The organism is Paenibacillus phytorum, assembly GCF_013141715.1.
Lineage (GTDB): Bacteria > Bacillota > Bacilli > Paenibacillales > NBRC-103111 > Paenibacillus_E > Paenibacillus_E phytorum.
Genome location: NZ_WHOA01000089.1, coordinates 89987 through 106461, shown reverse-complemented (window position 1 = coordinate 106461; position 16475 = coordinate 89987). Strand labels below are relative to the sequence as shown.

Below are 16475 nucleotides of genomic sequence, written 5' to 3'. Positions count from 1 at the left end.
ATGTGAAGCTCCATGGAAATGAAAGCTAGCATACTCGTTGTTGATGATGAGGAACGTATTCGTCGACTACTTAGAATGTATTTGGAAAAAGAGGGCTATATCATTGAAGAAGCAGAAGACGGTGAGACAGCGCTGCGAATGGCCACAGAAATGGACTATGACTTAGTGCTGCTCGATGTGATGTTGCCAGGTATTGATGGGATTGAAGTTTGTGCACGGCTTCGTCAAGTGAAGTCAACGCCTGTCATTATGCTGACAGCCAAAGGAGAAGAGACGAACCGAGTTAGTGGATTTGAAGTAGGAGCTGATGACTATGTCGTCAAACCGTTCTCTCCCCGTGAAGTCATCTACCGGGTTAAAGCGATTCTGCGTCGTTCCTCAGCGACTGCATACTTGTCTAAGGATGCGAGTTCGAGTAACAATATTGTATTTCCTAACCTAATCATCGAACATGATGCTCATCGGGTAACAGCTGGTGGACAGGAAGTAGCTTTGACTCCGAAAGAATATGAGCTTCTGCACTATTTGGCTGTATCTCCGGATAAAGTGTTCTCTCGTGAAGAACTACTTAAGGACGTTTGGAATTATGAATTTTTTGGAGATCTACGTACCGTAGATACCCATGTAAAAAGACTCCGTGAAAAATTAAACAAAGTATCCCCTGATGCAGCGGCAATGATCACGACTGTATGGGGAGTAGGCTATAAGCTAGAGGTGCCTAAATAACGTGTTTATTTTCAGAAGTATCGTAGGTAAGCTCTGGTTAACAATTATTGGCCTAGTAGGGGTTGTACTGCTCATACTGGGTCTTTTTCTTGTGAATTATATGGAAAATTATTTTTCTCAAGCGAATGATCAAAAGGAAAACATGGTGAAGCTGGCGCTCAACTTTTCCGATGAAGCATCGCATCACATGTACAATGAACAGTTTTATCAATTGAGTAATGAAGTGTTAAGCTTTCAGGATGCAAAGATGCTGGTTATTTCTACTGACTTGAAAGAAATGCTCATTCCGTCTACAAAGGCTAGTCAATTAGTCGATTTCCATGCAACTGACTTCTTTACGGAGGCTGAGCTTCGTCAAGTTTTTACAGGCCAGATGCAAAAGAAACAGATCAATAAGTCTGGCATAAGTCGCTTTAAGGTTGGCGATGAGTACCTTGTTGTTGCTGTGCCTTTAAAAAATCTTCAAGGTAATATCGTTGGCGCAACGATCATCTACCAATCATTGCAATCCCTCGAAGCGACACAGTCTTACATGTTGAGATTGTTTGTCTATGTATCTATTGTCGGCTTTCTAATGACAACTTTCTTCGCATTTTTCTTGTTCTCTCGCATTACACGGCCGCTACAGCAGTTGAAGAAAGCAGCAGATTTCATAACAATGGGGGAGTATGGAACCCGTGTTCCGATTCAATCCAAGGATGAAATTGGCGAACTGGCCAAAACGTTCAACCACATGGGGGAGAAGATGCAGGAGAGCATTCGTGCTCTTAGTCAAGAGAAAGAGCAGCTGTCCAGTATATTGCGAAGTATGACCGATGCCGTGATCACGCTCGACGCGAACGGATCTGTTATGCTGACCAACCCGCAGGGTGAGCGAATTGTACAAGAGTGGAGCACGATTGAGTGGTCAGAGGATGATGAGGAGACGAGACGATTCCGCAAGCCGGATACGGCGCTCGGAGATTGGGGATTAATGAGCTACAGCAATCCCTACTCGAGTCCGATCCCTGTACCGCTGATACCGCTATTTGAAGCTGTCGTGGACGAATCGTCGGAAGCCGCTACGAAACTTCACGTGCAAAACGGCGTGTGGTCCGTCGCGATGACACCGTTATACACGAGCGATCAAGTGCGCGGCGCTGTGGCCGTCCTCCGTGATATCACAGAGGAGGAGCGCCTCGATAAGCTGCGCAAGGATTTCGTGGCGAACGTGTCGCACGAGCTGCGCACGCCGATCTCGATGCTGCAGGGCTACAGCGAAGCCCTGCTGGATGACATCCCCTCCACGCCGGAAGAGCGCTTGGAGCTGGTGCAGGTCATCCACGACGAGTCGCTCCGCATGGGGCGCCTCGTCCGAGACCTGCTCGATCTGGCGCGGATGGAAGCCGGTCATCTCGAGCTGATCTTCGGGGAGGTTGAATTCGACTCCCTGGTGAGACGCATGCATCGCAAATTCGCGGTGATGGCCAAAGAGCGCGGCATCACGCTAACTGCTGCGCTGCCTGAGGAGCCCCTCATCCTTGGACGGGGGGATGAGGACCGGCTTGAGCAGGTGTTAACGAACCTGCTCGACAATGCTTTTCGGCATACGGCCTCTGGGGCACGTATTGCCATTAAGGCTGAGACCGCCGTCTACAAGGATCAGCCGGCGATCCGCATTGAGGTCTCCGACGAGGGGCAGGGGATTCCTGCCGACGACCTGCCGTTCATATTTGAACGCTTCTACAAGGCGGATAAGGCCCGAACGCGCGGTTCTTCGGGTGGTACAGGGCTTGGACTTGCCATCGTGAAAAATATCGTAGATGCGCATCACGGCAGTGTAACTGTACAAAGTGCTTTAGGACTGGGAACAACCTTTACTTTACTTTTACCGTGTGAGCTTAAATAAGCTATAAATAACGAAATTCGACATAAGAAGAGGCGTTTGCTGAGAAAACTCACAGCAAACGCCTTTGAATTTGTAGAATATTCAGACAAAATCTTGTTGTTCGTGAAACACTTTGTTACCAAATCGTTATTAGGTTATACCGTAAGCGCACGAACATTCACGATTTCGGCTTGTGTTGTAAGGTCAGCCAATACTTCAGCAGGAGCGGATTTATCAATGGTTAGGACCATGATCGCCGAGCCTCCAATGACTTTACGGCCTACTTGCATCGTTGCAATATTCACATTATTGCTTCCTAGAAGCGTACCAACGCGGCCGATAATACCTGGTTTGTCGTTATGAGAAATCAACAACAGGTTACCTTCAGCAGCGAAATCAACTGGATATTGATCGATACGAACGATACGTTCTCCGTAACCAGCCAGTAAAGTGCCAGCAAGTGTTTTCTCTTCTTGCTTCGTTTTTACGGTAACGGTAACTAGATTTGTAAAGCTGCTGGATGTGTTTGACGTTTGAACAACGATATTCACATCACGTGATTTAGCCAAATGCATGGCATTCACGATATTAATGGATTCTAGTTGGTTCTCGAACACACCTTTTACAATGTAACGTGTTAATGGACTTGTATCTACATCAATCAAATCACCTGCATAGTTTACAACGATTTCATAAACAGCGCCTTGTGCGATTTGACCAAGAATGGAGCCGATTTTTTCACCGAGTCCAAAGTACGGTTGAAGTTTGTTCAATACATTGGCTGGTACAGGCGGCAAGTTAACTGCATTTTTGAACGGTTCATTACGCAGGATGTGAAGAACTTCTTCAGAAACGTCAATCGCTACGTTTTCTTGAGCTTCAATAGTAGATGCACCAAGATGAGGGGTCACAATGACTTTAGGGTTATTCAAGAAAGGATGATCCTTTTGAGGAGGCTCTACTTCGAACACGTCGAAAGCCGCTCCAGCTACAATTCCTTGTTCAATCGCTTCAACCATTGCCATTTCATCAATAATACCGCCGCGTGCACAGTTGATAAGGCGCATACCTTTTTTCATAATATCGAATTGTGGTTTGGAGATCAGGTGGCGCGTTTCTGGTGTAAGTGGTGTATGAACCGTGATAAAATCTGCTTTTGCAACAATTTCATTGACAGTACCAAGCTTAACGCCAATTTTCTCAGCGCGTTCTTCCGTCAAGAAAGGGTCATACCCGATAACTTCCATGCCGAACACCTTAGCCCGTTTGGCCACTTCGCTGCCGATACGTCCCATACCGAGAATACCGAGCGTTTTGTTTCGAAGCTCAACACCGATAAATTTCCGATCCCATTCGCCGCCAACTGTTTTCTTGTATGCTTGCGGGATCATACGTGCTGTTGACATCATCATGGCAAATGTAAGCTCACAAGTAGCAATCGTATTTCCGTCCGGTGCGTTGATGACGATAATTCCGCGTTTAGTTGCTGCTTCCAAATCAATATTGTCAACACCGACACCTGCGCGGCCAATAACTTTTAACTTCGTGCCCGCATTCATAATTTTCTCAGTTACTTTGGTTTGGCTGCGAACTAGAAGCGCGTCATAGTCGCCAATGATGGCAATGAGCTCATCTTCGGATAAACCAGATTGCTTAACCACTTCAACATCGGCTGCATCGTAAAGCATTTGAATTCCCATGTCACTAATTGGATCGGATACTAGAACTTTGTACATAATTCGAACCCTCCTTAGAATATGAACATAAAAAAAACTCCCAACCCTCAGGTACAGACACGTATGTCTGTAGCCAAAGGGACGAGAGATTGCTTTCGTGGTACCACCCTAGTTCGCTGCCCATTCGCACGGGAAGCCTCAATTGGTCTTGCGACCTGGAACTGTAACGTGTTCCTATCCCGATTGCATCTACTTCATTCAATGCAATAACTCTGGAGTGCTCCGCAAAATGTTCGCTACCGATTCGCACCTACCATCGGTTCTCTGAAAGCTACTTTACTTGCTTGGCTCCGTCAACGCTGTACTGTGATATAGAATTTTCATTAGATTACCATGCGTTTGAAATCGTGTCAATACATGTCGAATCAATTTCACATGAAAGTCATAATTGATATTTGAACGACTGATTTTCCAAAGCTTTTCGTTTATTTTAAAGCAAGGACGCTTAGAAAGCAATGCTATTTCACTTGTATTTTAGCCTGATTTTCGCTAATGTACTCGTTAAATAGATATTGCTCTTGCAGCAAGTAAGGAAGGAAGTGCCGACATCGACATAACGAGTATTCATCCCAATAAATTCCTAGAAGCATTGGATCAACTGGAATTGAAAGATAGCATCATAATCGACGTAAGGGAACTTCATGAGTGGGAGTATTATCATCTGGAAGAAGCACAGCTTATACCGATGCAGCAAATCCCTCATCGGTTAGGTGAGCTGCCAGAGGATCGGGATATTTATCTCGTATGTGCACATGGTGTGCGCAGCTATCGCGTTGCTGAGTATTTGCTAGAGAACGGATTTGACCGAGTCATTAATGTAGATGGAGGGATGGCAGCGGTCGCCATGCTTCGCGGTTTCCAATATGATTAAATGAAAAGGCCGAGCGCATCTGCGCTCGGCTTTTTCATTTAATTCACATCTGAGAAAAATGGAAGCTGTGGAAGCAGTTCGTTGGCATACCACTTTGATTTCCCTTTGACAAAGTCTCCTGGACGAACGGCATTTGTACTTAGCAGCAGATCCATCGTTTGATTAACATCATTCACGTTCATTTTCTTAGCTTGACCTGAGGCAATGAATTCATCAATACGTATCGTCAAATCCTGTGGGTAAAAAGGAGCAAATGCTTTATTTTTAAGTAATTTTGCTGTTATGTAATGATTTTTGACGTTAATGTTCATCGCACGCCATTGATCCAAATTGGCATTATTGTTTGGATCAAAATTTTCAATATCGTTATCGATCGTTCCGTTCCAAGCAACGATGGAATCAAAATAATTTTTCTGAGCTGTCAACGCTTGTGTTTTCGCTTCTAGGAAGTAAGCATCCTTTTGAATGACATCGAGCAGTTGTGGGCTAGTAAGACCGTTGGCCTTGCTCTGATAACTTTTTAACGTGTCAGCAAAAAGCTTCAGGCTTTTGAGATAACCCTGGTGAGACTGCACAAGCAGCGGTGATGAAGCCGGCATGCTCTTTTTTTGCAATTCACTATATTTCTCATCAGCGAGCTTGTACAACTCTTTTAGAACGGCAGAGGCATCTACTGTAGAGTTGCCTAGTTCGATTTGACTCATCAACTCAAACCATTTATTCTGAAATTCCCTAAAGGGCAAAAAGATGGTATGGTAATAAGATACGAGTACTTGTTGGTCGTAGGCTCCAATTTCCTGAATGACAGCCTTGTCAGCGTGTAAGATTTTATCGTATTTTTGATCTGATTTCTCCTGGCCGACTCTTAAACCGTAGAAAAAGGCGCCAAGTATACAAACAAGCATAAAGATAAACATGAGGGCGAATAAATAATCAGTGCGGGTTAGACGTTTATCCATAATTAAAGCTCCTTATTCTCTCTTTTTCTTTTAACTTAGTATAGGGGAAATAGCTATAAAAGGGAATATGTGAGGAAATGAGGCTGCTTCCTTGAAAAAATTCGATTTTAAGAACATTCGCTTCGGGAAAGTTGATGTCAATGAATTAAATGACCGGACATTATTGCTTAATCTTTACATAACTCAACTTCTTACCCTTATTATCGGTATTATCATCTTGTTTTTTCAGAGTAATCATAAGATTCTTTCCATGTTCACCATTCATGGGGGCTGGAAGATTCTCATATGGGGAAGTTTGTTTGCTCTACTTGTCCTTGGGATCGACGTTTTAATTTCTAGGTGGGTACCCAAAGAAGTGTCTGACGACGGTGGAATTAATCAAATGTTATTCGGGAATCGACCTGTATGGCATATCGCTTTGATTTCACTCATAGTTGCGATTTGTGAAGAAGTGCTGTTTCGAGGGGCGATTCAGCATGCATGGGGCCCTTATTGGACTAGTATCTTGTTTGCAGCAATCCATATCCGGTATTTGCAGCATTGGTTAATGACAGGAATGGTTTTCAGTATAAGCTATGGCCTGGGATGGATTTACATTCAAACCGGGAGTCTATGGACTCCGATAATCGCTCATTTTATCATTGATTTTGTAATGGGCTGCATACTTCGATACAGCAAGGAGGAAGAACAGGGCACATGAGTGTAGGGGAAAGATCACCTTTACGGTCTGATCGGAGGCCAATAGAGGTAAAGGAGGACGATACATATTTACCGCCGCGTAATGCTGTGCATCCCTCTGAGCGAGGAAAGTGGACGCGTATATTCTATCTAACTTTACTGTGGTTATTCATTATTCTTGTGGTTAGTTTAACGGTTTGGGGCATTAAATATTACTCGTAGACGACTTAATATACCAATCAACCTAAGTTGTGTAAAAGAAGTGGAGAAGCTATGATAGATTCATAGTTTCTTTCATTTTTTACCACATAAGAAAGTATAATTTTTTAGTTCCCGAAAACTGCTTTCTTATTGGCGATAAAACCTACATCTAAACGCGGTCGCTCATCTTTGAATGGCCGAGGGTAGAGGTTTTCTCATCACAGTTTCTTTTTAACAGGAGGATGCAGCGATATGGAAGTGAACCACGCATCAAGATGGATGTTTAAAGTGAAATTAATTGCTATTATATTTGTATTATTTTCAAGTATCTTTTGGTCAGCGAAACCGTCATATGCTTTGTCTTATGGAACCTTATCTTATCCGCAAGGCGATGTTGGGCTGTTGCGTCCAGACATTGGAGTGACTCTTGAGCTTAGTGAAGGAAAAACGCCGGAAAGCTATCATTTTTATTTAAACGATAAGGAATTAAATGTTAGCTACGATCCCGTTTCCGTTAAATTTGTATATCGTCCTACGGCTGATTTACTGCCTGGGGACTATAATGCTCGTTTAGTGCTGTCTTTTAATGGCTATCAACCTATTACAATTAGTTGGAAATTTACTATTATTAAAGGTGCGGTTTCGTTAACGTCTGAAACGAGCAAAGAGCAGGAGGATGGACTTCGGGCGATCAATGATTATCGGGCTAAATTGGGACTGTCGAAGGTCAAATTCAGTAATGCTTTGAATACAGCGGCCCAGAAGCATGCGCAGTATTTATCCCAAAATAAAATAGATCCTATTCGGACGTCTGTTTCTTTGCATGATGAGGACCCAGCGCTGCCTGGTTACATCGGTAAGTCATTAAGAGAGCGGGTACAATTTATCGGTTACTCGCGTTCAAGCAGTGAGGATGTAGCTTATAATCGGGTTACCCTTGTTGAGGCAGTAGATAGTCTGTTTGATGCTCCTTACCATCGTTCACCATTCATGGTGCCAGGACTCGTGGAAATCGGTGTATTTAGAGATGGTGATTATCATGTTATTGAATTTGGTTTCTCAGACGGGATTGCACCAGAACTAGTCGTTTCTCCAGGAAGCAATGATGTGTACGTACCAACCGTTTTTGATGGTCATGAGACCCCGGATCCGATTCGCCTTCATTCAGAGGCTGAATATCCGGTTGGTTATCCGATCATGGCTTCCTTAAACGGGCCCGGAGTTAAAAAGGTGAGTTTGGTTGAGGCGGAGTTAAAAGATGAGAGCGGTAATTCAGTGACACTACTGAAGAATGAGCCGGGTAAAGATGATCATCTGGATAACGAAGTGATCATTATGCCTTCGAAACCATTGGAATTGGATACAACCTATAAAGCCAAAATCAAATTGACAGCTATCATGGAAGATGGAAGTACAAGACCTTATTCGAAAGAATGGACATTCCGCACGGAACCTCGGGTTGGTGTTGGTGTACTTAAACTTCATAAGGATGCTGTTGCTTACACACTGCAAATGGCTAATTTCGGACTAAACCGCACTCACATGGTTTCATTCGGATTAAATGACGACAAGTATCTACTTGATTTAATCCCGTATCCAATGAAGCAAAAGCCATATATTCAAGAGGGGACTTCGTATCTTTACATTAGAGACCTGGCCGCGGCATTAGGTGCAACTGTTGAATGGGACGATAACCAGAAAGCTGCTGTTTACAAAAAGAAAGACAAGACGATTATCTTTTATACGAACCGAAATGCGTATAGTTTGAATGGTGTAGAGCATACGACAGAATCTGCTGCAAAGCTCATCCATGAAACAACAATGATTCCGGTCCGGCTGCTTTCTGAAACTCTTGGAGCGAAAGTGACCTATGAGGAAAGTACAAGAACAGTGAATATTAGTTATTAATAAACAAGAGCCCTGCAGCACCGACACCTAACGTGTAGGAAATGCAAGGCTCTTTTTTTTATTTCATTTCTAGCTCAATGGCATTCGGATCTACGAAAGAATATCCTTGTTCCTCAAGTTTGGTAAGCAATGTGTCTAAGGCTTTCACTGTCCAAGGCAGCTCGTGCATCAAAATATTGCTACCGCCATGCAATTGTTTCATCACATTCTCGATCACTTTACCGGAATCGTTATTTTTATTAGTCATATCCCAGTCTAACGAGCCGTTGGACCATGTCATATAAAGCATCTTATTGTCTTTCACTTTAGCTTTCAAATAATCATTACCCGAACCAAAAGGAGGTCGGAAAAATACAGGCGATTCGCCTGTTAATTCTTTTACTATTTTTTGGACATCATCAACTTGTTGGTCAATCTTTTCATTCGTCATGCTTTTCAAGTTTTCGTGGTCCCAGGCATGGTTACCAATAGGATTACCGCTGTTATGAATGAGTTTGACAAGTTCGGGCTTTTGTTTGATTCGATAACCATTCAAGAAGAAGATTGCCTTGGCATTATGTTTTTTTAGAATGTCGATTAACGCCTGATTCATGGCTTGTTCCTTAGGACCGTCATCAAAAGTTAAAAGGACGATCTTTTTGTTTCCATTGGGATCATTTGGTACAATATCATAGTTTTTGTTCATATGATATTCTTTTTTGACGACCTCTGGAGCTGGCGTTGTTGCTGCTGGGACGGGAGTTGAAACGGGTGTTGCCATAGGTACAGGACTCGGTGTAATTGTGGCGACAGCTACTGGTGTAGAGTTCGTTGTTGCGATAGGACTTACTTTTGTTTGGTTCGCACTGCAGGCAGCTAATAAGATCATAACACTCATCATTAGTACACTGGCTTTTTTGTTCATTATCCTTCGTTCTCCTCAGGTCTTTATACTTGTAGGTCATTTCCTATAGTACCACATTTCGCAGATAACATATCTCCTTTGTTTTCCTCTCGTCTTAACGTATGCCCTCTTAGAAACTCGCATAACCTATGAAGGATTCATACTACTTGACATGGAGGGAGACCCAATGAAGATAGGTACATTTATGCTCGGCGGTATTGCCGGTGCGGCGGCGGTTATATATCTCAATCGTAAAAGTAAATCAATGTTGTTCTCAGCATTCAGTTCGTCCAGTGAATCGATGGGTAAAGTGGTTGATAAAGCAAAAGACTCGTTTGTGAACAAATCATTTCAAGATTCATCAGCCAAAAGTTTCTCGACATCAAACTCGAATGGTCTGAATCAAGTTGAAAAAATTGTGAAAGAAGATCCTCATTTGAAAGCAACTGTCAACGAAATCATGCGTGAAAATAAAGAAAGCTCATCGACGATCCAATGAACATAAGTATTAAGCACAGTCTGGCCTACCCAAGGTGCAGGCTGTGCTTTTCTTTTTATACATAACTTGCGCGTGCAATTGCACGCAATTAATGTTAACATGATAGGTGAAAACGAAAGCAAGATGCATGTCCATTTTCGTTCTCAAAGGTTCACCTTTTTGTTTTTTTATCATATTCTGTTTTAATAAGATGACCATGCTTTCGATGCAAGCTTTCCAGTCGGAAAGCTCAAAGGAGGATCCTATCATGAAAATAGAACGCTTAAGTCAGGATAAGATACGGATTTTCCTAACATTCGATGACTTAACTGAACGCGGTATTCAAAAGGACGACATGTGGAGAGAAATTCCCAAAGTACACGAATTATTTAGTGAAATGATGGATCAAGCCTATTCAGAGCTCGGATTTGACCCGTCCGGCCCGCTTGCTGTTGAGGTGTTTGCACTTCCAGCACAAGGAATGGTTGTTATTGTGACCAGAGGTAAGCTTGATTTGTATGCAAACTCAGATGCATATGACGATCACGAAGCTGAAGAAGTGTATGAAATGGAAGTAACGCTTGAACAAAGCGATTTAGTCTCCTATGCTTTCCGTGATTTTGAAGACCTAGTGCGTGTATCCAAAGTAATTAATCCCCTTCTCATGGAAGGCGGTACCCTTTATTCATACAAAGGGAAATATATTTTACAACTCGAGCCAGTTGACCTCGAAGAAACGAAATACCAGGCGTTAATTGCTGTCTTATCTGAATTCGGCGAAGCCGCTTCCGTTACACAAGCTGTGCTTGAAGAGTATGGGAAGACAATCATTGCAGACGATGCAGTTAAGGTGCTCTGCCGTCATTTCAAATAAGGTCATCCTCCTTACTTTTTGATGTAGAATGAAACAAGCATTTTCAAAAACGATTGTTTTTGTGGATGCTTGTTTTGTTGGTTAATCGTGATCATTTATCAACCTAGCGAAGAGATAATGGGGGACACCTAGATGACTAGCATAGATCGCAAACGACTGGCGCCTGCTCTGGCTGCTGTTGATTTGGACGGGTTATTGGCCTATTACCAAAAACAGCTCCGCGAGGAGGCTTATTTTTATTTACAAAAAAGAGGGATAACGGAAGAAACGGTTATACAGTACCGCATCGGCTTTGAAATTGGCAAGATAGGATTCTATGTAAATCAGAATCAGCTAGGTGATTACTTCGAGCATAGAGTTATTGTGCCTATTCGGAACTACGACGGCGAAATTGTCGACTTAATCGGACGCTCGATAGACAATAGAGAACCCAAATATAAACCCTTGTACGGTTTAGATCAGTATCTATTTAATTATTCCGCACTTGAAGATTCAGATGAAGTTGTTCTTTGCAACGGGATTTTCGATGTCCTAACGTTAACTCAAGCCAAGATGCCAGCTGTTTGTGTACCAGATAACGGTATGTTTAAAGAACAACATATGTCATTATTTGCTGGTAAACGGGTTTATATTTGCATGGGGAATGATGAGGCCGGAAGAAGGGATTCTACACGTATAGAAGCCTTACTAAGGGAACAGGGCAATGAGACGTATATTATTAATTTGCCCGAAACCATTCGGGATATTAACGATTTGTTCATTAGAGCTCAGAATCCGGTTGAAACTTTTCTTGCACTAGTAAATCAAACCGTTGAGGAAACAAGGCTAGCCCCTGTAGCTCCAGATATCAAAAATAGCACCGTTTATTTAGAAGAATATATGAAACGGTTCCGCGGTCAAGTTGCTAGTATCCGCACTGGCTTTGCTAAGCTGGACCATTTACTTTTCGGCGGCTTTGGAAATGGTTTGTATTTACTAGCAGGTTCAGGCTCCATTGGCAAGAGCATGCTGCTTAAGCAAATAGCTGATGAACTTGCTTTTCAGCAGAATCCGGTTATTTTTGTGTCATGGGATATGACGAATTTCGAACTATGGGCACGCAGCATTGCAAGGATTATTGGGATAGCTCCTCAGAAAGTACTCGGGGGCAAAGTTGAGCCCGAGCAGGTAGCAGAGGCTAACAAGCAGTACGTAAAAATAAGTAAAATGCTTTGGATGCTTGAGTGTACGATGGATACAACGCTCGATCAAGTAGCCGCTTCAATTGAACGGATTGCGGTTGTGGTCGGAAAAGAGCCCGTAATTTTCATTGATCATTTGCAGCGTATTCCTGCAGCTAAAGGGGTAACACCGCTAACCTGGGAACAGCAGCAGGCTGCAATCGCCTATACGCTTAAACAATGGTCCAGAGAATGGAATTGCCCGATTATCGCTGCTACTGCTTTAGAGCTTGGCCAAGATAACGTGCCTGACAATGTGCAAGCTTCAGCAGATGTGGTCATGATTATGCAGCCTAATGAAACAGAAGAGGATCAACAGCAGTCTATATCGCTTGTTTTGAAGAAGAATCGAAATGGCACAACAGGGAATATCCCTCTCATTTTCCATAATGATCGTGCGTTGTTCACCGAATAAGACATAGAAAAGTCATTTGAAAATGCTATAATGTTAATATTAAGCATGGAATCGCTTTGTGGTTCTACATGGTATTGAATGAAAAGGGGGAGCTGCATTTGCAAATTCTGCCAATTATTATGGCAGCCATAGCACCAGGTCTCTCATTGCTAACGTACTTTTATTTGAAGGACCGATATGAAACGGAACCGATTCATTTAGTTATCCGAATGTTCTTGTTCGGTGTTCTGCTTGTATACCCTACGATGGTACTGCAGAATGCGTTGATTGAAGAGTTTGGAAAGGGTACATTTTTCTCAGCCTTTTTCCTATCTGGTGGCGTTGAAGAGTTTCTGAAATGGTTCATCCTCTATCATTTAATCTTTAGGCATGAAGCCTTTGATGAACCCTATGACGGAATTGTGTATGCAGTGGCAGTAAGCTTAGGTTATGCGACTTTGGAAAATATCATCTATGCTTTCCTTAATGCGTCGTCTTTCTCTGCGCTAATGATTCGCGCTCTGCTGCCTGTTTCAGCGCATGCTTTGTTCGGTGTCATGATGGGCTACTATTTGGGTAAGGCTAAATTCATTCCACACAAAGCGCAAAGGTATCTATGGATATCCTTGCTGCTGCCTATTTTGTGGCATGGATTGTTTGATTATATTTTGCTTATTTTCAAAACGAACTGGGTTTGGATCATGATTCCAGTCATGTCTTTTCTCTGGATCCGCACGATTTGGCGGGTTGACCGTGCCAATGCTCATTCCCCACTACGCATCGTGAGAGCAGATGAGAAGATTAAAGTGAGCTAAAATAGGTCATAATGGACAGTATAGATGGCGATTCCTGGCTGTAAGCCCGGAACTACCGGGAGGGTGTACATGTCCACGACAAGAGTCAAAGTAAAGATCCGCTGCCGGTTATGCGGCGAAAAGTTTGTGCTGAAGGGCAAGAAAGAAAAAGGGAAAATTGAAACGGGATTCCGTCAGTGTATTTGTAGCAATGAACAAGACTTTGAAGTAGAGACCGAAGATTAGCGTGAGGCCATTCTTTTAAGAATCGGCCTCTTTTTGTTGTCAATCTTGTATAAACCTGTCTCCCCACGTAAAAACTAAGCGCAAGTTTGGGTACGAAAGGAGCAGTCGCGTGTATAAAAGATTAAGTATAGTCATGTTTCCATTCCTCTTGATTGCCTTGATAGGTGCTTCAGTGTGGGGATACTTGGAACACCAGGAGAAGAATACGATCTTGATCAAAGCAGAGAATCAATATCAACGTGCGTTCCATGATCTTTCTTTCCATGTGGATAAGCTTCATACAGAGCTTGGTAATACATTGGCTGTTAACGCAACTTCGGAGCCTTCTTACCGGAAGGGACTGGTGAATGTGTGGCGGCTAACGAGCCAAGCGCAAAGCGATATTACACAGCTCCCGCTAACACTGCTTCCATTCAATAAAACGGAAGATTTCTTAGCTAATATGGCTAATTTCTCATACCGAATGTCCGTACGTGACATGACGAAGCAGCCTCTTAATGAGCAAGAAATAAAAACGTTGAACGCTCTTTACGATCATTCCTCCGAGATAACGAAGGAAATACGCGGTGTTCAGGAGAAGGTGTTGTCCAAAAACTTGCGATGGATGGACGTCGAGGTCGCCCTAGCTTCTAAAAATGAACCCCATGATAATGCGATCATTGATGGCTTTTCTACCGTTGACAAAAAAGTTGGAGCCTATGAGGAACTAAACTGGGGGCCTGGGAATTTAAGTATTTTTTCCAAAAATGATGTTAGCGCCTTGTCAGGGAACGATATGACGGCTGATCAAATTAAACAAAAAGCAGCGCAGTTTCTGGGAGTAAATGATACAACGAATATGAAAGTAGTTGAGAATGGTGGCAGTGCGCCAGAATTTCAAAGCTTTAGTGTTGTAGTTCCAGGCGGTGATGGCAGTGAAAATGATATTCAGATGGATTTTACAAAAAAAGGCGGTCATCTCATTTATTTTATGAAACCGCGAACCGTAAAAGAATCCAAGTTTGATCTTAGACATGCGCGAGATATTGCTAATGAGTTCTTAGATCAACATGAATATAAAGATATGAGCGCTGTTAGCTATGATCAATATCAAAATATCGCTAACATTATTTTCGCTAAGCGAGAAAAGGATGTTACGATTTATCCCCAACAGGTTAGTGTTAAAGTAGCTTTGGACACGCTTGAAGTCATTGGCGTGCAGGCAACGGACTATATATATGGTCAAAAACAGCGAACGGTTGGTCAGCCCAAAATGACTGCAGCCGAAGCGCGTAAGCAGCTTAGCCCGAAAATGGAAGTGACTGGCGAGTCTTTGGCGATTATCAAAAATGAATTAGACGAAGAAGTGCTTTGCCATGAATTTATCGGGAAGATGAATAACAATCTTTATCGTGTTTATATGAATAGTGAGAATGGGATGGAAGAGAAAATTGAGACCATTCGCCCCGAACAAGCAGAAGCAGCAGCTGAAGTAAAGAAATAATCATAGAGAAGAAGCAGGTTCAATCCTAGCTTCTTTTTTTTTGCTATCATAATTAATAGGTCATTGGTATAATTAAAATATATTACGTCTCGGAGGTGCAGAAATTGCTTCCTAAAGTCAACCAGATATTACATATGCAAGTGAATAGCATCGACGATGAAGAGTCCAAAATTGAGTACAAGTCGCGAATAGCTGACGTTACGGATAGTGTGATTGCCATTGAGATCCCTCTGAATGAGAAAACAGGCCGACTCAAGAAGCTTTATCAAGGTGATGAGTTAAGCACATTCTATTTAGGTCAAGGTGGAGTAAAACACTATTTCACAACTTCGGTTACAGGCTTCAGAGATGATGTGATTCGCTTAGTGGAACTGCGTAAACCAGAGCCAGAAGCCATTACGCAAGTTCAACGGAGAAGTTTTCTAAGGGTTCTGGCTGAACTTGAAATTGCCGTTAAATTGTCAGATCAAATTCAATTCATTGGCGTGACAGAAGATGTCGGCGGTGGCGGGATTTCGTTTATCTGTGAGGGACATATCCCAATCGGAATGAATGCCAGTATTTCTTGTTGGGTACTTGTACCCTACAAGAATGGTAATATTGAGCATATTCCGTTTACTGGCGAGGTTGTCCGCGTTAAACAGCTCGAGACTGGCAAGCAATTGGCAATGATTAGATTTATTGATATAGCCGATCGTGAACGTCAGAAATTAATTCGCTTTTGCTTCGAGCGACAAATGGATTTCCGTAAGCGATAAACGCATGAGATTTCACCTGCATGGGCATACTACCAAGCAATATGTCAATGTGAGCAGGTGGGGCATCTCATGTCAAGAGATCAGGAGCAAAAGTCATACGAGCAGCTGTTTATCCTCTTTTCTGCGAAGGTAGAGAAGGTGATCATTCGGACAACGCTCGTATTTTTCGTTTTACTTATTTGTGTTCAAGCGATGCTTCAAATTCCCTACATACGTAAGCATTTTACCCGTGTTGAACCACTAGAGGGAAAGCCCTATGTATGGCCTCAAAATGGGAATGGAGAGCGCTCTTAGCCACATCTAAACGCAATCCAATATACGTCCATGTTTTGCATATGCCTATTTAATGTGCTATAATTTCAATTAATTAGCAGGCAGTGCCTGCTTTTTTGTTCGTAA

Annotated in this window: 16 protein-coding genes and 1 other annotated feature; of the genes, 13 read left to right on the top strand and 3 right to left on the bottom strand. The window is 42.7% G+C overall.

Annotated elements, in window-relative coordinates; genetic code table 11:
• Positions 1-12: 12 nt before the first annotated feature.
• Both GC098_RS12160 and GC098_RS12155 read left to right on the top strand, forming a co-directional pair.
• Positions 13-726: a response regulator transcription factor gene (locus tag GC098_RS12160; RefSeq protein ID WP_171643416.1), complete on the top strand. Its 714-nt coding sequence runs from the start codon at positions 13-15 to the stop codon at positions 724-726.
• Position 727: 1 nt separating this feature from the next.
• Positions 728-2614 carry a HAMP domain-containing sensor histidine kinase gene (locus tag GC098_RS12155; RefSeq protein ID WP_171643415.1) on the top strand — a complete coding sequence of 629 codons (1887 nt, stop codon included), beginning with the start codon at positions 728-730 and terminating at the stop codon, positions 2612-2614.
• 134 nt (positions 2615-2748) lie between these two features.
• Here the strand turns inward: GC098_RS12155 and serA are convergent, their stop codons facing one another.
• Positions 2749-4329 carry a phosphoglycerate dehydrogenase gene (gene serA, locus GC098_RS12150; RefSeq protein WP_171643414.1) on the bottom strand — a complete coding sequence of 527 codons (1581 nt, stop codon included), beginning with the start codon at positions 4327-4329 and terminating at the stop codon, positions 2749-2751.
• Positions 4330-4403: 74 nt separating this feature from the next.
• Positions 4404-4635: a binding site (T-box leader), on the bottom strand.
• A gap of 283 nt (positions 4636-4918) precedes the next feature.
• On the opposite strand from serA, the gene GC098_RS12145 reads away from it, so the two are divergent.
• Complete coding sequence (locus GC098_RS12145; RefSeq protein ID WP_216625246.1) at positions 4919-5200, top strand: rhodanese-like domain-containing protein; 282 nt, start codon at positions 4919-4921, stop codon at positions 5198-5200.
• A 38-nt stretch (positions 5201-5238) separates the two neighbouring features.
• Here the strand turns inward: GC098_RS12145 and GC098_RS12140 are convergent, their stop codons facing one another.
• Positions 5239-6159 carry a hypothetical protein gene (locus GC098_RS12140; protein WP_171643413.1) on the bottom strand — a complete coding sequence of 307 codons (921 nt, stop codon included), beginning with the start codon at positions 6157-6159 and terminating at the stop codon, positions 5239-5241.
• Between the two features lie 91 nt (positions 6160-6250).
• Between GC098_RS12140 and GC098_RS12135 the strand changes: the two genes are divergently transcribed.
• Positions 6251-6859, top strand: a complete 609-nt coding sequence (locus GC098_RS12135; RefSeq protein ID WP_171643412.1) for a CPBP family intramembrane glutamic endopeptidase — start codon at positions 6251-6253, stop codon at positions 6857-6859.
• 431 nt (positions 6860-7290) lie between these two features.
• A complete protein-coding gene (locus GC098_RS12130) occupies positions 7291-8946 on the top strand; it encodes a stalk domain-containing protein (protein ID WP_171643411.1) in 1656 nt (551 codons plus the stop codon).
• A gap of 58 nt (positions 8947-9004) precedes the next feature.
• Here GC098_RS12130 and GC098_RS12125 read toward each other — a convergent pair whose 3' ends face one another.
• Positions 9005-9850, bottom strand: a complete 846-nt coding sequence (locus GC098_RS12125) for a polysaccharide deacetylase family protein (RefSeq protein ID WP_171643410.1) — start codon at positions 9848-9850, stop codon at positions 9005-9007.
• Between the two features lie 166 nt (positions 9851-10016).
• Here GC098_RS12125 and GC098_RS12120 point away from each other — a divergent pair, with 166 nt between their 5' ends.
• The 8 genes from GC098_RS12120 (at position 10017) to GC098_RS12085 (ending at position 16370) form a co-directional block, all read left to right on the top strand.
• Entirely contained in the window at positions 10017-10328 is a 312-nt protein-coding gene (locus GC098_RS12120; RefSeq protein ID WP_171643409.1) for a hypothetical protein, read from the top strand.
• 247 nt (positions 10329-10575) lie between these two features.
• A complete protein-coding gene (locus GC098_RS12115; RefSeq protein ID WP_029192986.1) occupies positions 10576-11181 on the top strand; it encodes a genetic competence negative regulator in 606 nt (201 codons plus the stop codon).
• Positions 11182-11313: 132 nt separating this feature from the next.
• Positions 11314-12816 (top strand): DnaB-like helicase C-terminal domain-containing protein, encoded by a 1503-nt coding sequence (locus tag GC098_RS12110; protein WP_171643408.1) that lies wholly within the window; start codon positions 11314-11316, stop codon positions 12814-12816.
• A 98-nt stretch (positions 12817-12914) separates the two neighbouring features.
• Positions 12915-13610: a glutamic-type intramembrane protease PrsW gene (gene prsW, locus GC098_RS12105; protein WP_171643552.1), complete on the top strand. Its 696-nt coding sequence runs from the start codon at positions 12915-12917 to the stop codon at positions 13608-13610.
• Between the two features lie 69 nt (positions 13611-13679).
• The gene (locus GC098_RS12100; RefSeq protein ID WP_162257309.1) at positions 13680-13835 is read left to right on the top strand and encodes a hypothetical protein; all 156 of its coding nucleotides are present in this window, start codon (positions 13680-13682) and stop codon (positions 13833-13835) included.
• 109 nt (positions 13836-13944) lie between these two features.
• Positions 13945-15318, top strand: a complete 1374-nt coding sequence (gene ypeB / locus GC098_RS12095; protein ID WP_171643407.1) for a germination protein YpeB — start codon at positions 13945-13947, stop codon at positions 15316-15318.
• A gap of 95 nt (positions 15319-15413) precedes the next feature.
• Complete coding sequence (locus tag GC098_RS12090) at positions 15414-16076, top strand: flagellar brake protein (protein WP_312880072.1); 663 nt, start codon at positions 15414-15416, stop codon at positions 16074-16076.
• A 69-nt stretch (positions 16077-16145) separates the two neighbouring features.
• Positions 16146-16370 (top strand): hypothetical protein, encoded by a 225-nt coding sequence (locus GC098_RS12085; RefSeq protein WP_171643405.1) that lies wholly within the window; start codon positions 16146-16148, stop codon positions 16368-16370.
• Positions 16371-16475: the final 105 nt, after the last annotated feature.

What these genes read in the sequence shown, in the direction of transcription:
- GC098_RS12160 (WP_171643416.1), top strand. Translation starts at nt 13, where the DNA reads ATGGAAATGAAAGCTAGCATACTCGTTGTTGATGATGAGGAACGTATT.
- serA (WP_171643414.1), bottom strand. Translation starts at nt 4,329, where the DNA reads ATGTACAAAGTTCTAGTATCCGATCCAATTAGTGACATGGGAATTCAA.
- GC098_RS12140 (WP_171643413.1), bottom strand. Translation starts at nt 6,159, where the DNA reads ATGGATAAACGTCTAACCCGCACTGATTATTTATTCGCCCTCATGTTT.
- GC098_RS12130 (WP_171643411.1), top strand. Translation starts at nt 7,291, where the DNA reads ATGGAAGTGAACCACGCATCAAGATGGATGTTTAAAGTGAAATTAATT.
- GC098_RS12125 (WP_171643410.1), bottom strand. Translation starts at nt 9,850, where the DNA reads ATGAACAAAAAAGCCAGTGTACTAATGATGAGTGTTATGATCTTATTA.
- GC098_RS12120 (WP_171643409.1), top strand. Translation starts at nt 10,017, where the DNA reads ATGAAGATAGGTACATTTATGCTCGGCGGTATTGCCGGTGCGGCGGCG.
- GC098_RS12115 (WP_029192986.1), top strand. Translation starts at nt 10,576, where the DNA reads ATGAAAATAGAACGCTTAAGTCAGGATAAGATACGGATTTTCCTAACA.
- GC098_RS12110 (WP_171643408.1), top strand. Translation starts at nt 11,314, where the DNA reads ATGACTAGCATAGATCGCAAACGACTGGCGCCTGCTCTGGCTGCTGTT.
- GC098_RS12100 (WP_162257309.1), top strand. Translation starts at nt 13,680, where the DNA reads ATGTCCACGACAAGAGTCAAAGTAAAGATCCGCTGCCGGTTATGCGGC.
- GC098_RS12085 (WP_171643405.1), top strand. Translation starts at nt 16,146, where the DNA reads ATGTCAAGAGATCAGGAGCAAAAGTCATACGAGCAGCTGTTTATCCTC.